Annotated in this window: 24 protein-coding genes; 10 read left to right on the top strand and 14 right to left on the bottom strand. The window is 46.5% G+C overall.

Translation table 11 applies throughout. From position 1 onward, the window contains the following. The 3 genes from FTE26_RS02310 to gadW all read left to right on the top strand — a co-directional run. On the top strand, positions 1–91 hold a 91-nt coding region (locus tag FTE26_RS02310), incomplete at its 5' end, for a hypothetical protein (protein ID WP_029697111.1). Positions 92–460: 369 nt separating this feature from the next. Continuing rightward, positions 461–1285, top strand: a complete 825-nt coding sequence (gadX, locus tag FTE26_RS02305; RefSeq protein ID WP_001191068.1) for an acid resistance transcriptional activator GadX — start codon at positions 461–463, stop codon at positions 1283–1285. Between the two features lie 367 nt (positions 1286–1652). Continuing rightward, on the top strand, positions 1653–2381 hold the full coding sequence (gadW, locus tag FTE26_RS02300; protein ID WP_000149991.1) for an acid resistance transcriptional activator GadW: 729 nt from the start codon (positions 1653–1655) through the stop codon (positions 2379–2381). A 362-nt stretch (positions 2382–2743) separates the two neighbouring features. Here the strand turns inward: gadW and mdtF are convergent, their stop codons facing one another. Then, positions 2744–5857: a multidrug efflux pump RND permease MdtF gene (gene mdtF / locus FTE26_RS02295; RefSeq protein ID WP_000024895.1), complete on the bottom strand. Its 3114-nt coding sequence runs from the start codon at positions 5855–5857 to the stop codon at positions 2744–2746. Positions 5858–5881: 24 nt separating this feature from the next. Beyond that, a complete protein-coding gene (gene mdtE, locus FTE26_RS02290; protein WP_001340474.1) occupies positions 5882–6991 on the bottom strand; it encodes a multidrug transporter subunit MdtE in 1110 nt (369 codons plus the stop codon). A gap of 107 nt (positions 6992–7098) precedes the next feature. Between mdtE and FTE26_RS02285 the strand changes: the two genes are divergently transcribed. Then, a complete protein-coding gene (locus tag FTE26_RS02285; protein ID WP_001205333.1) occupies positions 7099–7377 on the top strand; it encodes a hypothetical protein in 279 nt (92 codons plus the stop codon). Here FTE26_RS02285 and gadE read toward each other — a convergent pair whose 3' ends face one another. Together gadE and hdeD are read right to left on the bottom strand one after the other, a co-directional pair. Then, entirely contained in the window at positions 7378–7905 is a 528-nt protein-coding gene (gadE, locus tag FTE26_RS02280; RefSeq protein WP_000576690.1) for an acid resistance transcriptional activator GadE, read from the bottom strand. A gap of 798 nt (positions 7906–8703) precedes the next feature. Further along, on the bottom strand, positions 8704–9276 hold the full coding sequence (gene hdeD / locus FTE26_RS02275; protein ID WP_000965672.1) for an acid-resistance protein HdeD: 573 nt from the start codon (positions 9274–9276) through the stop codon (positions 8704–8706). A 254-nt stretch (positions 9277–9530) separates the two neighbouring features. Here hdeD and hdeA point away from each other — a divergent pair, with 254 nt between their 5' ends. The 3 genes from hdeA to FTE26_RS02260 all read left to right on the top strand — a co-directional run bounded on the left by hdeA (position 9531) and on the right by FTE26_RS02260 (position 11016). Further along, entirely contained in the window at positions 9531–9863 is a 333-nt protein-coding gene (hdeA, locus tag FTE26_RS02270) for an acid-activated periplasmic chaperone HdeA (protein WP_000756550.1), read from the top strand. 115 nt (positions 9864–9978) lie between these two features. Continuing rightward, positions 9979–10305, top strand: coding sequence for an acid-activated periplasmic chaperone HdeB (gene hdeB / locus FTE26_RS02265; RefSeq protein WP_001298717.1), 327 nt, complete (start codon positions 9979–9981; stop codon positions 10303–10305). Between the two features lie 63 nt (positions 10306–10368). Next, on the top strand, positions 10369–11016 hold the full coding sequence (locus tag FTE26_RS02260; RefSeq protein ID WP_001296814.1) for an MgtC/SapB family protein: 648 nt from the start codon (positions 10369–10371) through the stop codon (positions 11014–11016). A gap of 41 nt (positions 11017–11057) precedes the next feature. Here FTE26_RS02260 and FTE26_RS02255 read toward each other — a convergent pair whose 3' ends face one another. The 4 genes from FTE26_RS02255 to FTE26_RS02240 all read right to left on the bottom strand — a co-directional run bounded on the left by FTE26_RS02255 (position 11058) and on the right by FTE26_RS02240 (position 15362). Then, a complete protein-coding gene (locus FTE26_RS02255; RefSeq protein WP_000478621.1) occupies positions 11058–11588 on the bottom strand; it encodes a helix-turn-helix transcriptional regulator in 531 nt (176 codons plus the stop codon). Positions 11589–11743: 155 nt separating this feature from the next. Further along, a complete protein-coding gene (slp, locus tag FTE26_RS02250; protein WP_001057453.1) occupies positions 11744–12310 on the bottom strand; it encodes an outer membrane lipoprotein Slp in 567 nt (188 codons plus the stop codon). 247 nt (positions 12311–12557) lie between these two features. Next, positions 12558–13781, bottom strand: a complete 1224-nt coding sequence (locus FTE26_RS02245) for a hypothetical protein (RefSeq protein ID WP_000020622.1) — start codon at positions 13779–13781, stop codon at positions 12558–12560. Between the two features lie 579 nt (positions 13782–14360). Then, a complete protein-coding gene (locus tag FTE26_RS02240) occupies positions 14361–15362 on the bottom strand; it encodes a permease (protein ID WP_000100270.1) in 1002 nt (333 codons plus the stop codon). A 107-nt stretch (positions 15363–15469) separates the two neighbouring features. Here FTE26_RS02240 and FTE26_RS02235 point away from each other — a divergent pair, with 107 nt between their 5' ends. After that, complete coding sequence (locus FTE26_RS02235; RefSeq protein WP_001175589.1) at positions 15470–15766, top strand: ArsR/SmtB family transcription factor; 297 nt, start codon at positions 15470–15472, stop codon at positions 15764–15766. 122 nt (positions 15767–15888) lie between these two features. On the opposite strand, the gene arsC is transcribed toward FTE26_RS02235, so the two are convergent. The 4 genes from arsC to FTE26_RS02215 all read right to left on the bottom strand — a co-directional run bounded on the left by arsC (position 15889) and on the right by FTE26_RS02215 (position 18504). Next, positions 15889–16314 carry a glutaredoxin-dependent arsenate reductase gene (arsC, locus tag FTE26_RS02230; protein ID WP_000065756.1) on the bottom strand — a complete coding sequence of 142 codons (426 nt, stop codon included), beginning with the start codon at positions 16312–16314 and terminating at the stop codon, positions 15889–15891. Positions 16315–16326: 12 nt separating this feature from the next. Beyond that, entirely contained in the window at positions 16327–17616 is a 1290-nt protein-coding gene (arsB, locus tag FTE26_RS02225) for an arsenite/antimonite:H(+) antiporter ArsB (RefSeq protein WP_000922639.1), read from the bottom strand. 53 nt (positions 17617–17669) lie between these two features. Beyond that, a complete protein-coding gene (arsR, locus tag FTE26_RS02220; RefSeq protein WP_000008957.1) occupies positions 17670–18023 on the bottom strand; it encodes an As(III)-sensing metalloregulatory transcriptional repressor ArsR in 354 nt (117 codons plus the stop codon). Between the two features lie 307 nt (positions 18024–18330). Further along, positions 18331–18504, bottom strand: a complete 174-nt coding sequence (locus FTE26_RS02215; RefSeq protein WP_001296816.1) for a hypothetical protein — start codon at positions 18502–18504, stop codon at positions 18331–18333. A gap of 27 nt (positions 18505–18531) precedes the next feature. Between FTE26_RS02215 and dinQ the strand changes: the two genes are divergently transcribed. Then, positions 18532–18615: a damage-inducible type I toxin DinQ gene (gene dinQ / locus FTE26_RS02210; RefSeq protein ID WP_001295215.1), complete on the top strand. Its 84-nt coding sequence runs from the start codon at positions 18532–18534 to the stop codon at positions 18613–18615. A 53-nt stretch (positions 18616–18668) separates the two neighbouring features. Here dinQ and gorA read toward each other — a convergent pair whose 3' ends face one another. Next, positions 18669–20021 carry a glutathione-disulfide reductase gene (gorA, locus tag FTE26_RS02205; RefSeq protein ID WP_000160808.1) on the bottom strand — a complete coding sequence of 451 codons (1353 nt, stop codon included), beginning with the start codon at positions 20019–20021 and terminating at the stop codon, positions 18669–18671. A gap of 71 nt (positions 20022–20092) precedes the next feature. Then, positions 20093–20935 carry a 23S rRNA (adenine(2030)-N(6))-methyltransferase gene (rlmJ, locus tag FTE26_RS02200; RefSeq protein WP_000954225.1) on the bottom strand — a complete coding sequence of 281 codons (843 nt, stop codon included), beginning with the start codon at positions 20933–20935 and terminating at the stop codon, positions 20093–20095. A 202-nt stretch (positions 20936–21137) separates the two neighbouring features. On the opposite strand from rlmJ, the gene prlC reads away from it, so the two are divergent. After that, positions 21138–23180, top strand: coding sequence for an oligopeptidase A (prlC, locus tag FTE26_RS02195; RefSeq protein WP_001295214.1), 2043 nt, complete (start codon positions 21138–21140; stop codon positions 23178–23180). Positions 23181–23186: the final 6 nt, after the last annotated feature.

The raw sequence follows: 23186 nt of genomic DNA, 5'->3' as shown, positions 1-23186 counted from the left end.
GCTGGAAGACTACAAAGCCTCCCTGAAATATCTCAGCGATCACCCGAAACTGCAGGGTATTGCCCAGCAGAACAGCTTTAAACACACCTGATAACATAACGTTGTAAAAACCGAATGCCCAGCCTTTAAAAAAACAGCTGGGCATTCGGTTGCTTATTAATCGCAATAATATATTGGCTGTCTATTCATCGTGTTGATAAGATATATGTTATATGAATGTTTATTAAATGTAGCGATTGCCTTTAATGTCACGAAAAGGGATTATTTGCTTGCTATTAATTTCACTGCGTTCTTAAACACGTTTTTGTATTATAAATCCAGTCATCCTGCCCGTAGAACATCACACATTATCATCCTGTTCTCCCGCTTCGTTTAAATTTATTTATCAATCAATTTGACTTAAGAGGGCGGCGTGCTACATTAATTAACAGTAATATGTTTATGTAATATTAAGTCAACTATGCAATCATTACATGGGAATTGTCTAATTGCGTACGCAAGACATAAATATATTCTCACCATGGTTAATGGTGAATATCGCTATTTTAATGGCGGTGACCTGGTTTTTGCGGATGCAAGCCAAATTCGAGTAGATAAGTGTGTTGAAAATTTTGTATTAGTATCAAGGGATACGCTTTCATTATTTCTGCCGATGCTCAAGGAGGAGGCATTAAATCTTCATGCACATAAAAAAATTTCTTCATTACTCGTTCATCACTGTAGCAGAGATATTCCTGTTTTTCAGGAAGTTGCGCAACTATCGCAGAATAAGAATCTTCGCTATGCAGAAATGCTACGTAAAAGAGCATTAATCTTTGCGTTGTTATCTGTTTTTCTTGAGGATGAGCACTTTATACCGCTGCTTTTGAACGTTTTGCAACCGAACATGCGAACACGAGTTTGTACGGTTATCAATAATAATATCGCCCATGAGTGGACACTAGCCCGAATCGCCAGCGAGCTGTTGATGAGTCCAAGCCTGTTAAAGAAAAAATTGCGCGAAGAAGAGACATCATATTCACAGTTGCTTACTGAGTGTAGAATGCAACGTGCTTTGCAACTTATTGTTATACATGGCTTTTCAATTAAGCGAGTCGCAGTGTCCTGTGGATATCACAGCGTGTCGTATTTCATTTACGTCTTTCGAAATTATTATGGGATGACGCCCACAGAGTATCAGGAGCGATCGGCGCAGGGATTGCCGAACCGTGACTCGGCGGCAAGTATTGTTGCGCAAGGAAATTTTTACGGCACTGACCGTTCTGCGGAAGGAATAAGATTATAGAATTTTACTCAGACATAAAAAAAACCCGGCATAGGGGACCGGGAAGAGGATAGTCTGCCGTCTCCAGACTAATAAACCGTTATAACACTCCCTGTTGGCACGGGAAACTTTGTGCTCTCAGTAAGTTAAATATAACTTTTACTGGAAATAAGATCAGCCATTTTTTTATAAACATAAGCTATACGCTGTGCGAAAATATATTCGTGCTGCATTTACTTATTATCAATTAACTGTTATGCAAAACTACTTTGTGGATAAATTTTGGTCCTACCAAATCTGGCAGTTTTTGCGCTAAGAAACAGTCTGGCAACATTTCATTAGTATACTGAAATTGAAATAATCGCAGTATGAAATATAAGGGATAATCATGACTCATGTCTGCTCGGTGATCCTCATTCGTCGTTCATTCGATATTTATCATGAACAGCATAAAATATCGCTGCATAACGAGAGTATCGTGCTGCTGGAGAAAAATTTGGCAGACGATTTTGCGTTTTGTTCACCGGATACGCGACGACTGGATATCGATGAGCTGACAGTTTGCCATTACTTACAAAATATTCGTCAGCTACCACGCAATTTAGGGTTACATAGCAAAGACCGTCTATTAATTAACCAGTCACCCCCCATGCCGCTGGTGACGGCGATTTTTGATAGCTTCAATGAATCCGGGGTAAATTCACCGATACTGAGCAATATGCTCTACCTTTCCTGTTTATCGATGTTTTCTCATAAGAAAGAACTGATCCCCTTACTTTTCAATAGCATCAGCACTGTTTCAGGAAAAGTTGAACGCCTTATTAGCTTTGATATCGCCAAACGTTGGTATCTGCGCGATATCGCGGAAAGAATGTATACCAGCGAGAGTCTCATCAAAAAAAAGTTGCAGGATGAAAATACCTGTTTCAGTAAAATATTACTCGCTTCCAGGATGTCGATGGCCAGACGATTACTCGAGTTACGTCAAATTCCTCTGCATACTATTGCAGAAAAATGTGGCTATAGCAGTACGTCGTACTTTATAAACACATTTCGACAATATTATGGTGTAACGCCACATCAGTTTGCGCAACATTCGCCAGGTACCTTTTCCTGACATATTTTGCATTTGAATATTGGTCAGGATCTCACACCTGCTTCATGTGAAACTCTTCCCTGATGATTTCTGCCGGGCTACCGGCTAGTTCTCTTTCGCAGTTTGCCAGGCGGTATAGGTATTTTCAGGAGGAAAAGACTCGGCATGTTTGGGATTATTAAGCTGACAATTCATACGATTACGGGAATGTGGGTCAGTATTGTGCTGTTCAAATTGATGACGAATGGCTGGAGTGGTTTCTACTTTCAGTGCTGTGTACTAAGCCTGGTATTCCTGACGGTTAGCTGGTTGTTGAGTGGTGAATGGTTAGCAGGAAAGAGTAAGGCTGAACCTTCACGTTCAACCTTACTCTCATTTACACGTTACGCTTTTTTAAAGCGGGCAAAGAGATGTTCCACTACAACGAAAAAGACCGGAACGAAGTAAATTGCCAGCACTGTTGCGGCAAACATCCCGCCCATCACGCCGGTACCTACCGCGTTTTGCGCGCCAGAACCGGCACCATGACTGATAACCAGCGGCAGCACGCCGAGAATAAAGGCCAGAGAGGTCATCAGGATTGGGCGTAAACGCATCCGCGCCGCTTCGATGATTGCCTCTATCGGCGTTTTCCCTTCTTTCTGCATCATCTTAACGGCAAATTCGACAATCAGGATGGCGTTCTTGGCGGAAAGCCCGATGGTGGTCAGCAAACCAACCTGGAAGTAGACGTCATTACTTAAGCCGCGCAGATCGGTGGCCAGTAATGCGCCAACGACGCCTAACGGAACAACCAACATCACCGAGAACGGAATTGACCAGCTCTCATAGAGTGCGGCGAGGGCGAGGAACACCACGACCAGTGAAATGGCATACAGTGCAGGAGCCTGGTTTGAGGATAACGCTTCCTGATACGACAGTCCGGTCCATGAGTAGCCGACGCCTGCCGGAAGTTTAGCGACCAGGTCTGCCATAAATTTCATAGCGTCACCGGTACTTTTCCCGGCCGCCGCTTCACCTAAAATCTCCATTGACGGGATGCCGTTGTAGCGTTCCAATCGCGGTGAACCATAGGTCCATTCGGTAGACGAGTAGGCAGAAAGCGGTGCCATCGTGCCAGAGGCGTTGCGTACATACCATTGGTTGATGTTATCCGGCAACATACGGAACGGCGTGCCTGCCTGGACATACACTTTTTTCACCCGCCCCTGGTTGAGGAAGTCGTTCACGTAGCTGCTGCCGAAGGCGGTGGAAATTGTCTGGTTGATATCAGACAGCGCCACACCCATTGCCTCAGCTTTCGCGGCGTTGACGTTCACTTTGAACATCGGCGTATCTTCCAGGCCGTTCGGGCGTACCCCGGTGACCTGGTCAGGCGATTGCGCTGCCAGTGATAACAGCTCGTTTCGTGCCTGGGTTAGTTTTTCGTGCCCCAGGTTACCGTTGTCCAGCAGTTCCATATCAAAACCTGACGCGGTACCCAGTTCAGCCACCGCGGGTAAGTTGAACGGGAAGACGACGGCTTTATTGATACTGCTTAACGCAATCATTGCCCGCTGAATGATCGCGGTAACCGAGTTTTCCTCACCGACACGTTCAGACCACGGCTTGAGACTGATAAACGCCAGGCCGTTGTTTTGCCCCTGGCCGCTGAAGCCAAAGCCGCCAACGGTAAACACCGACTGAACATTATCTTTCTCTTTTGTAAGATAATAATCCGTCACCTGTTGCAGCACTTTCGTGGTGTTAACCATGGTGGCACCGGAAGGTAACTGCGCGGTGGTCATAAATACCCCCTGATCCTCTTCTGGTAAGAAAGAGGTCGGTGTACGCAGGAACAGCACCGCCATCCCGGCGCAAATCAGCAGGTAGACCACCATGTAGCGACCGGTACAACGCAACAGCGAGCGGGTGCTATCGGTATAGTGCTGAGTTGATTTTTCAAACAGCGTGTTGAAGCGTGCGAACAGGGCGTTAGGTTTGTGACCGCCTTCCGGCGCGGCTTTCAGAATGGTGGCGCACAGGGCAGGGGTCAGGCTCATTGCCACAAATACTGAAAGCAGCATGGAGGAGATCAGCGTGATGGAGAACTGGCGGTAGATCTCCCCGGTTGCGCCGCTCATAAAGGCCATCGGCATAAACACTGCGGAAAGAACAACAGCAATACCGACCAGCGCACGTTGGATCTGCCCCATCGATTTATGCGTCGCTTCCTTCGGTGGTAGCTTATCTTCCGCAATGACACGCTCGACGTTCTCCACCACCACGATGGCGTCATCCACCAGTAACCCTATCGCCAGCACCATCCCGAACATAGTTAACGTGTTGATGGTGAAACCGACCGCCGACAAGATCGCAAACGTCCCGAGAATAACCACCGGTACGGCAATCGTCGGGATGATTGTGGCACGGAAATTCTGCAAAAACAGATACATGACCAGGAAGACGAGGATGATAGCCTCAACCAGTGTTTTAAAAACTTCCTGAATAGAAATTTCGATAAACGGCGTGGTGTCGTAAGGATAAACCGTCTTCAGACTTGCGGGGAAATAGGCTGATAAGCGGTTCAGCTCCTCTTTGACTGCCCGCGAGGTATCCAGGGCGTTTGCTCCGGTAGCCAGTTTGATGGCGATCCCGGCAGCAGGTTTGCCGTTATAGCGCGCCACGGTGGAATAATCTTCCGCTCCAAGTTCGACGCGGGCGACATCACGCAGCAGCACTTGCGAACCATCTTGCTGAACTTTCAACAGGATTTTGCCAAATTCTTCCGGCGTTTGCAGACGCGTCTGCACAATGATCGAGGCGTTTAGTTGCTGGTCTGCCGCCTGTGGCATGCCACCCAGTTGACCACCGGAAATCTGGTTGTTTTGCACCTTAATCTGGGAAATAACATCGGAAGGTACCAGATTGTATTTATTGAGTTTTTGCGGGTCCAGCCAGATACGCATGGCGTACTCGGAACCAAAGAGCTGTACGCTACCAACGCCCGCGGTACGGCTTAGCGGGTCTTTGATATTAGACGCTACATAGTCCGCGATATCGTACTGGTTGAGGCTGCCGTTATCAGAAATAAACGCCGCTACCATCAGAATATTACTGCTCGACTTATCAACGCTAATCCCCTGCTGCTGCACCGCTTCAGGTAATGAAGGCATAGCGAGTTGCAGTTTATTTTGCACCTGAACCTGTGCGATATCAGGAGATGTCCCAGTCTCGAAGGTCAGAGTGATAGAGGCATTACCCGCCGCATCACTGGTTGAAGACATGTACATCAGGCCATCAAGCCCATTCATATTTTGCTCAATCACCTGAGTGACCGAGTCTTCTACCGTTTGCGCATCGGCACCTGGATAGGTAGCGCTGACGGTAATGGTCGGTGGCGCAATCTGCGGATACTGCGCAACCGGTAAGTTCATGATCGCCAGACCACCTGCAAGCATCATAATAATGGCAAGTACCCAGGCAAAAACCGGGCGATCAATAAAATAGTTAGCCATGAAAGTCCCCTTAAGCCTGCAACGTTATTGTTTCGATTCGGTGCTGGCGTTTTCCTGGCTGGAGGAAATTGCTCGTGCTTTGATACCCGGACGAATGCGTTGCAAACCGGAAACGATCACCCGATCGCCAGCCTGCAAGCCAGAGGTGACAACCCACTGGTCGCCGATGGCTTTGCTGGCTTCAATTTCGCGTAGCTGCACAACATCGTCTTTATCCAGAATGAGCGCCGTTGCTTTACCCTGGGCGTTGTGGGTGACGCCTTCCTGCGGCACCAGTAATACATTCTGGCGGCTACCTTCATCCACTAATGCCGTGACGTACATGCCAGGCAGCAAGTCACCATTTGGGTTGGGGAAAATCGCCCGTAACGTCACGGAGCCCGTGGTTTCATCCACCGTCGGGTCGGAGAATTTCAGCGTGCCGGTCTGGCTGTAGCGTTTACCATTTTCCAGATTGAGCTGTACTGGCGTACTGCCCTGAACCTGTTTGATTTGCCCACTGGCGACCTCTTCTTTCATGCGTAAGAAATCTTGCACCGACTGCGTGAGATCGACATAAATCGGGTCCAGACGTTGTACGGTAACCAGCGAATCTGCCTGATTAGCGGTAACGAGTGCGCCGACGGTCACCGACGATTTCCCGCTGACGCCCGTAATCGGCGAGGTGACATTCGCGTATTGCAGATTGATCGTCGCCTGTTCAACAGCCGCTTTGGCGACGGTGACATTGGCTTCTGCTTCATTCAACTGGGTGCGCGCGGTGTCGTAATCCTGACGGCTAACGTAGTTGGTCTTCAGCAACGATGCCTGGCGGTTAAAGGTGATGCGGGCATTGCTGGCGGTAGAGAGCGCTTTCGCCAGCGAGCCTTTGGCGGAGTTTAGCTCGGCCTGTAAAGGTGCAGGATCAATCTGATACAGCGAATCGCCCTGGTTCACTTTATCGCCTTCGATAAAGTTGCGTTTAATGATAATACCGCCCACCTGGGGACGTATCTCGGCAACTTCATAAGGAACGGTTCTACCGGGCAATTCGCTCAACACATTGACCGAACCGGGGGAGAGTGTGACGACACCGACCTCAGGCGTCATGGCGGCGGCGTTTTCCGCCGATTTGTCATCGCAGGCGGTGAGCATCGCGCCGCAGAATAACAACGGTATTAACAGCTTTCTTCTTCTGTTCATTTTAGTCCCTGAAAATTCTTGAGAAATAACGGTTCTTTAAATTGCGCGCGAGGAGAGATATGAGGGATTTACAGACCAGCGGCATAGTGGGGTTGTCAGCCAGTAAGGTGGGATACAGGTATAGTGATCGACATGGTGAGGTCAACGACAAAAAAAATGTTGCCGTTCTGCCAACAGTTCCTGCCAGCATTCGGGCAACGAAGGGTTCTACTGGTGGATACACATACCAGGGGAATAAAGTCGTTTTAGCCTCTCCTTTAGTAATCACCGGGGGTAATGAAATCAGCATCTGCATCCCTCGTCATGCCAGCCATCAATTTCAGTTGCTTATGTCCTGACTAAAAATAAGATGTGATACCCAGGGTGACGATGTCGCTCATACGTCTTAGTTTCAGCTTGTACATAATGTTGAATTTCTGAATCTTTAATGTTTGTTGCGAAATATTGAGCGTCGACGTGATATTGCTTTCATTTTTATTTTTCAGAATCAGTTGCATAATTTTGAACTGATTATGTGAAAAACATAATTGTGAATTCTTATGGGGCAAGTGTTTACCATAAGTAATCTCAAGAAGATTTTTGATACTTTCTTTGCGGCTAACAAAATAAATAGGCGCTTTAGCTTTTAGTTTACTGATGTGATAAGGTGCCAAAACAATAATTCTCTCGGCATCTAATTTCTCCAGAAATTTAATCGCTTCTTCATCAAGGATATGATTGTGATAGGTATCAATGATAACCTTGAAGGGTTTATTGCCTACTTTTTTGATCTCTGACAGGGAATTGATTTTTATCATTTCGTGATTATCTTTCAACTGCCAAAAGCCCTGTAAAAGAAAAGAATCTTTCGTCATGAGAAAAATCATAACTTGCTCCTTAGCCGTTATCGTTTCGAACATGTCATCCTTTTCATTATTTACATCCTTGTCCGAATCGTTGTTCAATATAGTAAACGCCTATAAGAAATTTGCCCTTCGTGAACTAATACGTCTATTAACACTAATCAATACTTCAGATTTATCCATCACGCACTCCATATATTGATCCTAAGTAAGATTCCTGGTTGTTATCAGTTTGTAAACAGTAAACAAAAAGTTAACGTTTGCGGATTACTGCCCAAGAATAAGTTATCAATAACCAGTTTGTGATCTCTGAAGAATATTACTAAAGTTAAAATGTAATCCGATTTAAATATCGAGTCTCCTTGTTTCGACTTAAGCTGGCAATTGGATTGCCAGCTTTCTTTTAACGCATTGAAATTACCTGAGTAAATAACGCATTCATGTCTTCAGGTTTTTATATAGCGTCTGGAGACACGGATATTTATGCAATGTAATCAATGCCAGTTGCAAAAAAATGAACCCGGATTACTTATTTAACCGCCCATAGCATCAACGCTTACGGAACTCTTTGTTCACTTTCCCACTGCACTTTTAAAACATTAAACCTGACTACGGAAAATATCAGCCATGATAATGTTTGAAATGGCTAATTTGCCATGGAGTGAAAAAAATTAGATGAAATTCAGTAGGTTGAAATAATCACTAGCAGGTAATTATTTCAATGATAGTGCGCAATTGATCTACAACGCTGCGTAGCGGAGAGAGTATTAATCGGATCATAGTCACATCAAGTGACTATGATCCGGGTGACAACCGGGATAATTATTGCTGCTTAACGAACAAACTGGCGAAGCTGAACAGGCTGGCGGCGCTAAATATCAGTTCAATTCCCACCAGTGTGGAAACCAGCGTTACAGACACCATCGGCGTTGCACCAAGGAATATCCAGGCAATGACGATATCCAGCACACCAATAACGAGCTGTAGCCAGCTGCCTTTCATTGAACGCTGACGATACCAACTCATCAGGCGAATAACCCCTGCAACACAGAACAAACCGGCAATAAATGCCGCAATGGCAAAAATGCCCAGCTCCGGTGCGCGGATGAAGAAATAGCCGATCAATAAATAGGCGACTGCGACGAGGAAACCGGATAATACCGGCCAGAAATTATGACTGCGGTTGCTGAATAACCCGACAATAAGCGCAATGCCCGAGCAGATTAATAATGCACCCACTACTGTGCTTAAAATATCGCCAGAGACGAACGGGAAACTGATACACAGCAACCCGACGATAAACAACAGCACGGCAATAAACTGGATTGCTCTGCGATGTTTTTTAAGCATCTCCAGATCAAACTTCAAAATTGTTGCCTTATCTATATATAACATAGAACCACCCTATAAAATTAAGAAGAAAATCCCCTGCTATCAATCTATGCCAAAAACGCGTCTAAGAATGCAGTCGATTTAATAAAAATTTCCTAATTACAGTATCTGATGCATCTGTAACTCATTGTATTGAAATAAAAATATCTGATTTTGATATTTTCTATCAACATGACATATACAGAAAACCAGGTTATAACCTCAGTGTCGAAATTGATTCGTGACGGCTCTTTCACTTTATAGTTGAGGATATTACGATGAAAAAAGTATTAGGCGTTATTCTTGGTGGTCTGCTTCTTCTGCCAGTTGTAAGCAATGCAGCGGATGCGCAAAAAGCAGCTGATAACAAAAAACCGGTCAACTCCTGGACCTGTGAAGATTTCCTGGCTGTGGACGAATCCTTCCAGCCAACTGCAGTTGGTTTTGCTGAAGCGCTGAACAACAAAGATAAACCAGAAGATGCGGTTTTAGATGTTCAGGGTATTGCAACCGTAACCCCAGCTATCGTTCAGGCTTGTACTCAGGATAAACAAGCCAACTTTAAAGATAAAGTTAAAGGCGAATGGGACAAAATTAAGAAAGATATGTAATTCCGGGAATGCGTTACATCGTACTTCCTTGCATATTGAACAGGCCGGAATATCTTCTTTAAAAGCAGCTATTCCTCCTGTTCATATATAATCTCTATATTGAATGGGTTACAAAATGAATATTTCATCTCTCCGTAAAGCGTTTATTTTTATGGGCGCTGTAGCGGCTTTGTCACTGGTGAACGCACAATCTGCGCTGGCAGCCAATGAATCCGCTAAAGATATGACCTGCCAGGAATTTATTGATCTGAATCCAAAAGCAATGACCCCGGTTGCATGGTGGATGCTGCATGAAGAAACAGTATATAAAGGTGGCGATACCGTTACTTTAAATGAAACCGATCTCACTCAAATTCCTAAAGTGATCGAATACTGTAAGAAAAACCCGCAGAAAAATTTGTATACCTTCAAAAATCAAGCATCTAATGACTTGCCGAATTAATGAGGTACAAGTAAAAAGGAGTAGCAAGTTGAGCCATCTTGCTGCTCCTTTTTGCATTTTTATATGACAGCAGAATTTATTATACGTCTTATACTCGCGGCAATTGCCTGTGGCGCTATTGGCATGGAAAGGCAAATGCGCGGCAAAGGAGCAGGGTTACGCACACATGTATTAATTGGCATGGGAAGCGCCCTGTTTATGATTGTTTCGAAATATGGTTTTGCTGACGTGCTGTCTTTAGATCACGTCGGGCTCGACCCCAGCCGTATTGCTGCTCAGGTGGTGACGGGCGTCGGGTTTATCGGTGCAGGTAACATTCTCGTTCGTAACCAAAATATTGTAGGTCTGACGACGGCAGCGGATATCTGGGTGACCGCCGCCATAGGTATGGTTATTGGCAGCGGTATGTACGAACTGGGTATTTATGGTTCAGTGATGACCTTGTTGGTGCTGGAAGTCTTCCATCAATTAACCTTCCGCCTGATGAACAAAAATTACCATTTACAGCTGACATTAGTGAACGGTAATACGGTATCAATGCTCGACTGGTTTAAGCAGCAAAAAATAAAAACGGATTTAGTTTCGTTGCAGGAAAATGAAGATCATGAAGTGGTCGCCATTGATATCCAGCTTCATGCCACAACGTCGATAGAAGACCTGTTGCGATTATTAAAAGGTATGGCAGGGGTGAAAGGCGTTTCAATTAGCTAATCTGTGTGGCAGCGTAGCCAGACTCACCGTAAGCCTGAAATTCACACCAGATAATCAATATGCTGATGGCGTACCAGCTCATTGATCCGCTTAAGATTGAGGATCATCATGATATTGTGTTTATGGCAGTAGAACGTTTTTAGCGATATTTTCAGTTTCTCCAGAATATCTTCCGTTGTCATTTGATTCGCAATGCAGCTCAGAACCTGATGTTGCTTGCGCGAAAGTGACACATTCGCTTCAGGCACAGAGCAGTAACTGCCATTGATGAGTGCGACAAAATCAATGATAGTGATAGTCCGCGGAACAAAGGTCACCGGTACTTTCCCCAGACAGCGTTTAATATTAAAGGGGGAGAAAATAATCACATGGACAGGTTTTAATCGTTCAATTTGAGTGAGAAAATTAGAATGAAATACATTATTCATTAATGTATCAATAATGACGAAGGCATTCTGATGCAACATTACGTCGATCTCTTCTTCGTTCTGTATATGAACGACATTACCTTTACTCAGAATGTTTTTCATCGCGGTGAAGAACATCGTATCCCTGGTAATTATAAGAAACATAACCGACTCCTGGTGCGGACATTAACTTTATAATCAGTTTGCCAAAGGTAATTAACAGGACAGGGCTTATAATAATAATAGTTAGCTTACTGTATATTAATTTTATGTAATACATGATGCAGATGCTGAGAAAGCATCTGCATCTTTCGGTGGTGTTATTTGACCAGCTCAGGTGTTACCTGACTCACCGCATTGGTGTAGTAAGGCGCACCCCAGCCCGGTTCCGGCCAGAATGCACCATAGCCGTAATCCCACAGGTTATAGGTGGTATTAACCACTTCTCTCAAATGCCACACCTGGATGCCCTGCATATTCACTTCCAGGAAGTTATACGGGACTTTATTGATAAAGCCTGGTTGTTCACCCTGAATGGTACCGAGGATGGTAACAAAGTGATTACGATAGTTCACTGGATCAAGGAAGCCGCTTTGTCTGGCGAGCAGTCGGCCCTGATAGTTGGCTTCAATATCAGGCTTCGCATAGCTATCCAACGGTAATACAGCGATTTCTAACAACGTATCCGTTTTGCCATTGATAACGTTGATAACCTTCCCACCAAAGCGCGCTTGTTGACCAACATATAACCCCGGCTGGTTATGAACAGCAACAAAACTTTTTTGAATATCAGGTTGGTTATTGCCTTTGATATTTTGCGGAATTGAACTACATGCGGCAAGCAAAAATGAAAGGCTGAGGATGAGTGCACCTTTTGTCATGTTCATGTTACTATCCTTATCAACAAATATTAAAGCCATAATAGATATTTCTTTATAGTTTTCATCTGATTCTGAGGTGATATGCCTGATAGTAACGTAAACCTGTCTGATGTTTATATCCCTTTTGTTTAGTTCAATTCCATTGATTTTGGGGCGTGGCATGAGTATCCATCGCCCCATAATATAATCCTTTGTTTTAAAATTACATAAAATCTATTTTTATTCAATGATTATAAAGTGCTAATAATCAATATTATGGTATTATATTCTGATAATGATTTGATAAGCGAATTCTTTTGCCAGATGGTATTTCTATTTCCACCCCATAATTTATATCTTTTTCATTAGGCAGATCTCTCTTTAAATAAAAGGGGTATGAAATCTTTTCGGGTTGAAGTGTCTCGTAATGAAATGCTATGAATTCATTTTTAGACATTGTTGCCCATTTTTGAATTTTATTGTATAGAGAGGGTGTTGTAAACTCTTGAAGTTGTTTATAACATATTTTTTTGAACTCTTGCTTATATTTTAATATGTCATCAAATGAAAGATTCACTACCTTTGCCTCTAAGAAATCAATTATTCTCGAAGCAATTTCCGCTTTCGCGCGTAAAGAGTTGTCATTAATAGTTAACAATGTAGAAAACAAGCCATTGATTTGTTTGTCAAGATGTTGTTCATATTTATGTAGTTTGGGGATGGGATTTTCCTTGTGTGAAAAAATAGTGTTAAATAAATTTGCGTCAGTGAAATTTATATTAAGTAGATCTTCAAAATAAAAATTTGATAAGGTTAGGACTAGCCTAGACATATCTTGCCCTGTCATGTTGAAATCAATAAAGTCGCATCCAGCAAGGGCTTCCATCCTATTTTCATTTTCACTGTGCTCAATATACAGCTTCGCCATTTTTAAGTACAAGCTTTGAATGTCTCTTATATCAGTTGGTAAGTCAGCTCGTTGCCCAGCAAAATTTTTATTATCGGAAGAAACGGTTTGGACACTGAATATTTCGGGTATTCCTTCTTCTACGAGAATTTTAGTTATGATTGGATTGTTGGGTTCTGGATTAACGACAACAATGATTTGACATACAGAATCCTTATCCTTTTCGTATCTAATGTTATGAATCTGATTAAGTATTGATTGTGTCTGTTGCGTAAGTGGTGTCGAACTTATCGTTTCAATGTTATTAATAAGACTTACAAGTTGAACCACAACTTTTGAGTAGTCTGCATTTGTATATGTGGTGTTCGTGTGGCATGCATTAATTTGTTGGAGTTGTTGTTGCGCTAAATCAAATTGTTCAGGGTTGTATCCTTCTCCAGAGAATGTGGAATTAATGGGTTGTTGTTCTTCCCAATTATCACAAGGCCACTTCGATGTGTCTGGCGTTTTAACATTATCGGTATTTGTTGTGCAGTTATAAATATCGCCGTGATATGTATTTATTATACCTGGGGTAAAGTCAATTGACATAACATTCCTTATTCATCATCTGTTTTATGCTAAGGTTTTTAAATTGGATAATTAGAACAGGAATGGATTTTCTTCTACACACAATAAATATAATGCGTTATATCTTCCTGATATAATTACCTTTAAATTCCCTTTCATTTCCACCCGGTAATATTTGTGTATAAAAAAAGGCAGTGATAGTATCGTAAAGGAAAACGTTAACAACTATCAAAAAGCGCTCATTTTAAAAAGTTATTTTGTTCTCCGATAGTGTGTGAAGTAATATTTTTGTGATGTTTTAGATGTGTAATAATGAACCAGGTTAAAGTGTATTTAAAAATGTGTTGTATTAGCGACTGAAATCTGCCTTTTAAAAAGGAGGAGGGTACTGAGACAAAGAGTCATTGCTTCTCCGATAAAATGTCAGAGAAGCATGATTACGTGGTTATTGTCTGTTGATGACTTGTTGACCGAGCCGTCATCATTCTCAATGCATTAGTTAAATCATTTGTGATTTTTAAGGATTATCCTGTCTATGATTTTCTATTTAGAAGGATATGGCACTAACTATGCATCTTATAGTTTACTGCTGGCATCTATTTAAAATAGCAATTGAGTCAAATAGCCCATCAAGATAGCCATACCTAATATAACCGTCAGGAATGCAGCTATCATCGGCATTCTGAACATTGATTTAAGTAATATCACTTCCGTCAGGCTTGCGCCGGCACTGCCGATGATTAATGCCATTAATGCTCCCAGACCCATTCCTTTTGTCATCAGAACAGATGCCAGAGGGATAACTGCCTCAGCCCGGATATACAGCGGAATACCGACAACGGCGCTTAATGGGATGGCGAAGGGATTATCTGCTCCTGCATGAGCGGCAATCCACGCTGAGGGAATAAAGCCATAAATAAAAGATCCTATTAATACTCCTAACAAAAGATATGGCAGTACATCTTTAAACTGTTGCAACGCATCTTTGGTGGCTAGTTTTATGGGATTAATACTTACTACAGCTTTGGTACTGCAACAGGTAACTACGGGGTTCTCAATGGCTTTAGCCGCTGGACTACAACAACTCACTTTTATGGGCGTATATGTCGTTCCCGGCGAAGTTTTTGCTAGAGCACAACAATTTGCTGATGAGCTTTTACTGGCAATGATATGACGTTCAAACCCCAGAGAATCCAGGATAATACTGGCAAGAACGGAGACGCCGGCGGCGATAATCGCGTACAACAAGGTGACTTTCCAACCAAAGGTCATCCACATTAGTCCGACGATAATGGGATTAAGTAATGGTGAAACAAATAAAAAAGTGAGAGTCGGACCAAACCCGGCTTTCGCTGACAACAATCCACGTAACATGGGTATTGTCGAGCAACTACAGAACGGGGTAACGGCTCCCAACAGAGCAGCCAGGAGATAGCCTCTCCCTTTTCTGGCCCCCATCATCTGCTGGATTTTATGGTCTGGCACCTTTTGTCTTATCAGGCTGACACCGGCACTAATCACTATAAACAGCAACGAAAGCTCGACGGCGAGAAACACAAACATCTCTGCGGCATCTTGCAGCATCGCAAGCCAACTACTCATACGTAACCTCATTGGATAAATCTATATTTCCAGAATAATCGAAATGAAATTCAGATCAAGATATTTCTGGTATTATCGAAATATCAACCAGACAAAGGGGGTGTCATATGCAGTTGGAAGAAGTTGCTAAAGCGCTGAAAGAGCTAGGTCACCCGACCCGTTTGTTCATATTCAAACACCTGGTCAAAGCGGGGGAGCAAGGTTTGCCGGTCGGTGAGTTGCAAAAGCAGCTTGGGATACCCGGCTCTACACTCAGTCACCATATTTCAGCACTGGTATCGGTAGGGCTGGTTAAACAAAACCGTGAGAGTCGGACGCTGATGTGTGTTTCGCAATACGCAATGCTGGAAGCGATAATTGAATTCTTACGCGAGGAGTGCTGCGTAAATAGCAAAATTGCCTGATGCGCTACGCGCTACAGATTTCATGCCATGCACGGTTTTGTAGGTCGGATAAGACGCGTTAGCGTCGCATCCGACATAAACAAAGCGCACTTTACCAACTATGGGCAGTGGATATCGCCGCTTTATTTCAACCGCTTACCCGCTTCATCAACCACTTTCTCGCCATCTTCCTTGGAGAATGCGCCTTTTTGCGCATCTGGCAGAATTTCCAGCACCACTTCTGAAGGGCGGCACAGGCGAGTTCCCAGCGGCGTCACCACAATCGGGCGATTAATCAGAATCGGGTGCTGAAGCATAAAGTCGATTAACCGATCGTCAGTAAATTTATCTTCTGCAAGGCCCAGTTCCTCATACGGCTCGACGTTTTTACGCAACAGCGCGCGTACGGAAATCCCCATATCGGCAATGAGTTTGACCAGCTCATCGCGCGTTGGCGGTGTTTCCAGATAATAGATAATGGTCGGTTCTGTACCGCTGTTGAGGATCATCTCCAGCGTATTACGCGACGTACCGCAGGCCGGGTTGTGATAAATGGTAATGTTGCTCATATCAATATCTCATTACAAAGTGAAAGAGAGACGTAGCGCCAGCGCAGCCAGCGTCACAAAAAGCACCGGCAGGGTCATGATAATCCCTGTACGGAAGTAATATCCCCAGCTGATAGTCATATTCTTCTGCGAAAGTACGTGCAGCCAGAGTAGCGTAGCCAGGCTACCAATTGGGGTAATTTTCGGTCCCAAATCGCAGCCAATCACATTGGCATAAACCATCGCTTCTTTGATAACGCCAGATGCCGTGCTGCCATCAATGGACAACGCGCCAACCAGTACCGTCGGCATATTGTTCATAATAGAAGAGAGGAAGGCGGTGAGGAATCCGGTGCCGAGCGTCGCGGCCCACAGGCCGTTATCCGCCAGCACGTTGAGTACGCCAGAAAGATATTCCGTTAATCCGGCATTGCGCAGGCCATAAACCACCAGATACATGCCGAGCGAGAAGATGACAATCTGCCAGGGGGCACCGCGCAGGACTTTACCCGTATTAATCGCATGACCGCGTTTAGCGACGACAAATAATATCAGCGCGCCCACAGCTGCAATGGCGCTCACCGGAATGCCGAGCGGTTCCAGGACGAAAAATCCCACCAGCAGAAGCAGTAAAACAACCCAGCCAGTTTTGAACGTAGCAGGATCTTTGATCGCTTCTGCGGGAGATTTCAGCAGCGCCATATCGTAGTTCTGCGGAATATCTTTGCGAAAATAGAGATGTAACATCACCAGCGTGGCAACAATCGCGGCGATATCCACCGGCACCATCACCGAGGCGTATTCGCGAAAGCCGAGGCCAAAGAAATCAGCGGAAACGATATTCACCAGGTTGGAGACAATAAGCGGCAGGCTGGCGGTATCGGCAATGAATCCGGCCGCCATCACGAACGCCAGCGTAGTGCCTTTACTGAACCCTAAAGCCAGCAGCATGGCGATGACAATCGGTGTCAAAATAAGCGCCGCGCCATCATTGGCAAACAGGGCGGCAACGGCAGCACCGAGCAGGACAATCCAGGTAAACAGCAAGCGACCACGACCATTACCCCAGCGTGAGACGTGCAGCGCCGCCCATTCAAAAAAGCCGGACTCATCCAGCAGCAGGCTGATGATAATGACGGCGATAAACGCAGCCGTCGCGTTCCAGACGATATTCCACACCACCGGAATATCACCCGGATGGACCACGCCCGTAACTAACGCCAGTACTGCGCCGAGCGTTGCACTCCAGCCGATGCCTAAACCTTTCGGCTGCCAGATAACCAATACGATGGTCAGGACAAAGATAGCGCCTGCCAGTAACATAATGCCTCCCGGATAAAACACATCTGAAAATTCATATGTGTTTAGCTAAATTTTTAACTGCAAATGTTCTTACTGTCCCCGGAACAGTTTTGTCGAGCCAGGTTGCGGACAATCGCCTGAACCTTTTCCTGTTCACATCGCCAGGCCTCATCAATAATTTTCGCCGCCCATGCTGGAATATGCGGTGATAAGCGGTAATGAACCCACTTACCTTGCTTGCGGTCCAGCAATAGCCCGCTTTCACGCAGCAATGCCAGGTGGCGGGAGATCTTGGGCTGCGACTGGTCGAGAGCAGTGCAGAGATCGCAGACGCATAACTCTCCCAGTTCGCTGAGCAGTAAAACGATGCCCAGACGGGTTTCATCAGCAAGAATTTTGAACAATTGGATGGGTAAAAGAAATGACATATTGCGCTCCTGATTGTTGCAGGTAGTGTCTCTCTTCGAAGCGGATAAGTCAAAAACATATATGACTTAACGAATGTGTAAGTGCAGAGGAAGGTAATAGGTGTGAATTTTGAGTTGGCTATTCATTTGAAAGGAGGTCTGAATCAGGACGTAAAAAAACCGACTTTGCGTCGGTTTTTTACTTTCCAGCCCTGAGTTGGTGGCACTGGCTGGAGTGAGAATGCCATTATCTAACGCATCAATGCTAATACCATACTGAAACTATTGCAAGGACATGCTGGTTTTATAACCTGAATGTACTGTATGATTATCCAGTTAGCTCTGAGGCATTTTCACTCTGGTAATGCGCATAAACGCTTTCAAAGTCCTGGTCAGAAGTACGGGTGGTGCCGTTAACTGATGCTCTGGCCGGAGTGAGAATGCCATTATCTAACAATAGGGCATGCGCCGTGACAGGCAGTGGATGAGTAAGCGGATGCATTCTCACTCCATCGCATGGAGAAAACGGGTGATTGATAAAGCAATCATCGTTCTTGGGGCGTTAATTGCGCTGCTGGAACTGATCCGCTTTCTGCTTCAGCTTCTGAACTGATAGCGGAAACGTAATTAAGGGCTAAGAGCACACTACTCTTAGCCCTTTAACATTTAACGCATTGTCACGAACTCTTCTGCCGCCGTTGGGTGAATGGCGACGGTATTGTCGAAGTCTTTTTTGGTTGCACCCATCTTCAGCGCCACCGCGAAGCCCTGCAACATTTCGTCCATACCAAAGCCAATGCCGTGAATACCGACAATCTTCTCTTCCGATCCAACGCACACCAGCTTCATGCGGCACGGCTGGCGGTGAGTGGTGACGGCGGTATACATCGCGGTGAAAGAGGATTTATACACTTTCACCTGATCGTCGCCATACTGCTCGCGCGCCTGCGGTTCCGTTAAACCAACAGTACCAATCGGCGGATGGCTGAAGACCACGGTCGGAATGTTGCTGTAATCCAGATGCTCATCCGGCTTGTTATTAAACAGGCGTTCAGAGAGACGGCGACCCGCTGCAACTGCCACCGGTGTCAGCTCCACTGCACCCGTGTTATCGCCCACCGCGTAAATACCTTCAATATTGGTGTTTTGATATTTATCGACGACGATATAGCCTTTTTCGTTAGTTTTAACGCCAGCGGCTTCCAGGTTGATGTTGTCATTGGCAGGCTCGCGACCAATCGCCCAAATCAGGCAATCCACCGTTTCACTGCGACCATCTTCCAGCTCCAGCGTCAGGCTACCATCGGCATTTTTCACTACCGCTTTCGGGATGGCGTTGGTGTGCAGCTGCGGGCCTTCGGCGTTCATCACTTCGACCAGCGTTTCGGAAATCATCGGGTCGAAGCTGCGCAGCGGCGCATGTTTACGCACAAACAGATGCGTTTTCGCGCCGAGGCCGTTAATCACGCCCGCCAGCTCAACGGCGATGTAACCCGCGCCAACAACCGCCACGCGCTCTGGCAAAGCAGGAAGGGCGAAGAAGCCATCAGAATCAATACCGTATTCCACGCCCGGAATATCCGGGTGGCTCGGACGACCGCCTGTGGCGATCAGAATATGATCGGCCGTGATGGTTTCGCCGTTTACCTCCAGCGTTTTGGCATCAACGAAGCGGGCAAAGCCTTTGATTACATCAACGTTATTTTTACCGAGCACGTTTTCATAGGAAGTATGAATACGGTCGATATAGGCGGTACGGCTGGCGATCAACGTTTCCCAGTTGAATTTATTGATAGTGGTATCAAAACCATAATCCGGGCCGTACATATGGATCGCTTCACGGATTTGCGCCGCGTGCCACATCACTTTTTTCGGCACACAGCCAACATTTACGCAGGTGCCGCCCAGCTCTTTGGCTTCAATCAGCGCACATTTCTGGCCGTACATAGCCGCGCGGTTGATGGAGGCGATACCGCCGCTGCCGCCGCCGATGGCGATGTAATCATAGTGTTTAGTCATGACAAAGTGTCCTTATCGTTGATTACCGCGATTGTAGCGCGAGACGTAATAGGTGCCAGCAATGGCTGCAATTACTCCGGCACGATCCAGCTTACGGTGGCGTGCCCGGTGCCTGCCGGAACCAGTTTGCTGTGCAGCCACGGCAGCACGTTATTCATCTGCTGTTCCAGTTTCCACGGCGGGTTAATCACAATCATGCCGGAAGCGGTCATGCCACGGCGATCGCTGTCTGGCAGTACCGCCAGTTCAATTTGCAGAATTTTGCGAATACCGGTCGCTTCCAGATCGTGGATCATGCGCTTAATTTGCTGACGCAGCACCACCGGATACCACAGTGCGTAAGTACCAGTGGCGAAACGTTTGTAACCTTCTGCTATCCCGCTGACCACCGCCTGATAGTCGGTTTTCATTTCATACGGCGGGTCGATAAGGATTAAACCACGGCGGGAAACCGGCGGCAGTTTGGCCTTAAGCTGCTGGAAACCATCGGCTTTTTCGACGCGCGCACGGCTGTCTTTCTGAAATTCAGAACGCAGCAACGGGTAATCGCTCGGGTGCAGTTCGGTCAGTTGCAGGCTGTCTTGTTCGCGCAGTAGCTGGCGAGCAATCAATGGCGAACCGGGGTAGTAACGCAACTGACCGCTACGGTTGAAGTGTTTTACCACATTGATGTACGCCTCCAGTTCTGCGGGCAAATCGTCCTGCTGCCAGATACGGGCGATGCCTTCGAGATATTCGCCGGTACGCTCGGCATGTTCGCTGCCTAACTGATAACGCCCGGCCCCTGCGTGGGTGTCGAGATAGAGAAACGGTTTATCTTTCTCTTTCAGCGACTCGATGATCAGGCTCTGAACGGTATGTTTAAGGACGTCGGCGTGGTTGCCAGCGTGAAAGCTGTGGCGATAACTGAGCATGGGTAAAGGTGTTCCGGTAAGTAAAAATCGGCCCGTATTCGGGGCGCACAAAAGCGTATCAGGACAGTATACCGAAAAGAGGCCGCCGCCGCGAAAGCGTAACGTTTCTCATTGAAATTCACTACACTTAACCCCATGCTACACACATTATGTAAAGCGCCTGTTGAGCGCTTCCTTAACCTCTTTAACCAGGACTGCGCGAATGACGAATCCGTTACTGACTCCCTTTGAATTGCCTCCGTTTTCTAAAATTCTCCCGGAACATGTCGTTCCAGCCGTGACTAAGGCGCTGAACGACTGCCGCGAAAATGTGGAGCGCGTAGTAGCGCAAGGAGCACCGTACACCTGGGAAAATCTCTGCCAGCCGTTGGCGGAAGTGGACGATGTGCTGGGGCGTATCTTCTCCCCGGTCAGCCACCTGAACTCGGTGAAAAATAGCCCGGAACTGCGTGAAGCGTACGAACAAACCCTGCCGCTGCTGTCGGAATACAGCACCTGGGTAGGGCAACATGAAGGGCTGTATAAAGCGTATCGCGACCTGCGCGATGGCGATCATTACGCCACGCTGAACACGGCTCAGAAAAAAGCGGTTGATAACGCACTGCGCGACTTCGAACTCTCTGGCATCGGTCTGCCAATAGAGAAACAACAACGCTACGGTGAGATTGCCACTCGTCTTTCCGAGCTGGGCAACCAGTACAGCAACAACGTCCTCGATGCGACGATGGGCTGGACCAAACTCGTTACCGACGAAGCGGAGCTGGCGGGGATGCCTGAAAGCGCGCTGGCTGCGGCAAAAGCCCAGGCCGAAGCGAAAGAGCTGGAAGGCTACCTGCTGACGCTGGATATCCCAAGCTACCTGCCGGTAATGACCTACTGCGACAACCAGGCCTTGCGTGAAGAGATGTATCGCGCTTACAGCACCCGCGCCTCCGATCAAGGCCCGAACGCCGGTAAATGGGATAACAGCAAGGTGATGGAAGAGATCCTCGCTCTGCGTCACGAACTGGCGCAACTGCTGGGCTTTGAAAACTACGCCTTTAAATCCCTTGCCACTAAAATGGCAGAAAACCCGCAGCAGGTGCTGGATTTCTTAACCGATCTGGCAAAACGCGCGCGTCCGCAAGGCGAAAAAGAGCTGGCACAACTGCGCGCCTTCGCCAAAGCGGAATTTGGCGTCGATGAGTTGCAGCCGTGGGATATCGCGTACTACAGCGAAAAACAAAAACAGCACCTCTACAGCATCAGCGACGAGCAGCTGCGTCCGTACTTCCCAGAAAACAAAGCGGTTAACGGCCTGTTTGAAGTGGTGAAACGTATTTACGGCATCACCGCTAAAGAGCGTAAAGATGTTGATGTCTGGCATCCGGATGTACGTTTCTTCGAACTGTATGACGAAAATAACGAACTGCGCGGCAGCTTCTACCTCGATCTGTATGCCCGTGAAAACAAGCGCGGCGGGGCGTGGATGGATGACTGCGTAGGCCAGATGCGTAAAGCTGATGGTTCTCTGCAAAAACCGGTCGCGTATTTGACTTGTAACTTCAACCGCCCGGTAAATGGTAAACCGGCGCTGTTCACTCACGACGAAGTGATCACCCTGTTCCACGAGTTCGGTCACGGCCTGCACCATATGCTGACCCGCATCGAAACCGCTGGTGTTTCCGGTATCAGCGGTGTGCCGTGGGATGCGGTCGAACTGCCGAGTCAGTTTATGGAAAACTGGTGCTGGGAGCCGGAGGCGCTGGCGTTTATCTCCGGTCACTACGAAACCGGCGAACCGCTGCCGAAAGAGTTGCTGGATAAAATGCTGGCGGCGAAGAACTACCAGGCGGCGCTGTTTATTCTGCGCCAGCTGGAGTTCGGCCTGTTCGATTTCCGCCTCCATGCCGAGTTCCGCCCGGATCAGGGAGCGAAAATCCTCGAAACTCTGGCAGAAATCAAGAAACTGGTTGCCGTAGTACCGTCTCCATCCTGGGGCCGTTTCCCGCACGCTTTCAGCCATATTTTCGCCGGTGGTTATGCCGCAGGTTACTACAGCTACCTGTGGGCTGACGTACTGGCGGCAGATGCTTTCTCGCGCTTTGAGGAAGAGGGCATTTTCAACCGTGAAACCGGGCAGTCGTTCCTCGACAACATTCTGAGCCGTGGCGGTTCAGAAGAGCCGATGGATCTGTTCAAACGCTTCCGTGGTCGTGAACCGCAGCTGGATGCGATGCTGGAGCATTACGGCATTAAGGGCTGATCATTC

It is taken from the genome of Escherichia sp. S10b, from assembly GCF_028421345.1.
GTDB lineage: Bacteria > Pseudomonadota > Gammaproteobacteria > Enterobacterales > Enterobacteriaceae > ECMA0423.
Note: the sequence above shows the minus strand (reverse complement) of the source record. Positions and strands in the feature narration are given on the sequence as shown.

Excerpts from the sequence above, each read along its gene's own strand:
- gadX (WP_001191068.1), top strand. The coding sequence starts at position 461 with ATGCAATCATTACATGGGAATTGTCTAATTGCGTACGCAAGACATAAA.
- gadW (WP_000149991.1), top strand. The coding sequence starts at position 1,653 with ATGACTCATGTCTGCTCGGTGATCCTCATTCGTCGTTCATTCGATATT.
- mdtF (WP_000024895.1), bottom strand. The coding sequence starts at position 5,857 with ATGGCTAACTATTTTATTGATCGCCCGGTTTTTGCCTGGGTACTTGCC.
- mdtE (WP_001340474.1), bottom strand. The coding sequence starts at position 6,991 with ATGCTCACCGCCTGCGATGACAAATCGGCGGAAAACGCCGCCGCCATG.
- FTE26_RS02285 (WP_001205333.1), top strand. The coding sequence starts at position 7,099 with ATGAGGGATTTACAGACCAGCGGCATAGTGGGGTTGTCAGCCAGTAAG.
- gadE (WP_000576690.1), bottom strand. The coding sequence starts at position 7,905 with ATGATTTTTCTCATGACGAAAGATTCTTTTCTTTTACAGGGCTTTTGG.
- hdeD (WP_000965672.1), bottom strand. The coding sequence starts at position 9,276 with ATGTTATATATAGATAAGGCAACAATTTTGAAGTTTGATCTGGAGATG.
- hdeA (WP_000756550.1), top strand. The coding sequence starts at position 9,531 with ATGAAAAAAGTATTAGGCGTTATTCTTGGTGGTCTGCTTCTTCTGCCA.
- hdeB (WP_001298717.1), top strand. The coding sequence starts at position 9,979 with ATGAATATTTCATCTCTCCGTAAAGCGTTTATTTTTATGGGCGCTGTA.
- FTE26_RS02260 (WP_001296814.1), top strand. The coding sequence starts at position 10,369 with ATGACAGCAGAATTTATTATACGTCTTATACTCGCGGCAATTGCCTGT.
- FTE26_RS02255 (WP_000478621.1), bottom strand. The coding sequence starts at position 11,588 with ATGTTTCTTATAATTACCAGGGATACGATGTTCTTCACCGCGATGAAA.
- slp (WP_001057453.1), bottom strand. The coding sequence starts at position 12,310 with ATGAACATGACAAAAGGTGCACTCATCCTCAGCCTTTCATTTTTGCTT.
- FTE26_RS02245 (WP_000020622.1), bottom strand. The coding sequence starts at position 13,781 with ATGTCAATTGACTTTACCCCAGGTATAATAAATACATATCACGGCGAT.
- FTE26_RS02240 (WP_000100270.1), bottom strand. The coding sequence starts at position 15,362 with ATGAGTAGTTGGCTTGCGATGCTGCAAGATGCCGCAGAGATGTTTGTG.
- FTE26_RS02235 (WP_001175589.1), top strand. The coding sequence starts at position 15,470 with ATGCAGTTGGAAGAAGTTGCTAAAGCGCTGAAAGAGCTAGGTCACCCG.
- arsC (WP_000065756.1), bottom strand. The coding sequence starts at position 16,314 with ATGAGCAACATTACCATTTATCACAACCCGGCCTGCGGTACGTCGCGT.
- arsB (WP_000922639.1), bottom strand. The coding sequence starts at position 17,616 with ATGTTACTGGCAGGCGCTATCTTTGTCCTGACCATCGTATTGGTTATC.
- arsR (WP_000008957.1), bottom strand. The coding sequence starts at position 18,023 with ATGTCATTTCTTTTACCCATCCAATTGTTCAAAATTCTTGCTGATGAA.
- FTE26_RS02215 (WP_001296816.1), bottom strand. The coding sequence starts at position 18,504 with ATGCATCCGCTTACTCATCCACTGCCTGTCACGGCGCATGCCCTATTG.
- gorA (WP_000160808.1), bottom strand. The coding sequence starts at position 20,021 with ATGACTAAACACTATGATTACATCGCCATCGGCGGCGGCAGCGGCGGT.
- rlmJ (WP_000954225.1), bottom strand. The coding sequence starts at position 20,935 with ATGCTCAGTTATCGCCACAGCTTTCACGCTGGCAACCACGCCGACGTC.
- prlC (WP_001295214.1), top strand. The coding sequence starts at position 21,138 with ATGACGAATCCGTTACTGACTCCCTTTGAATTGCCTCCGTTTTCTAAA.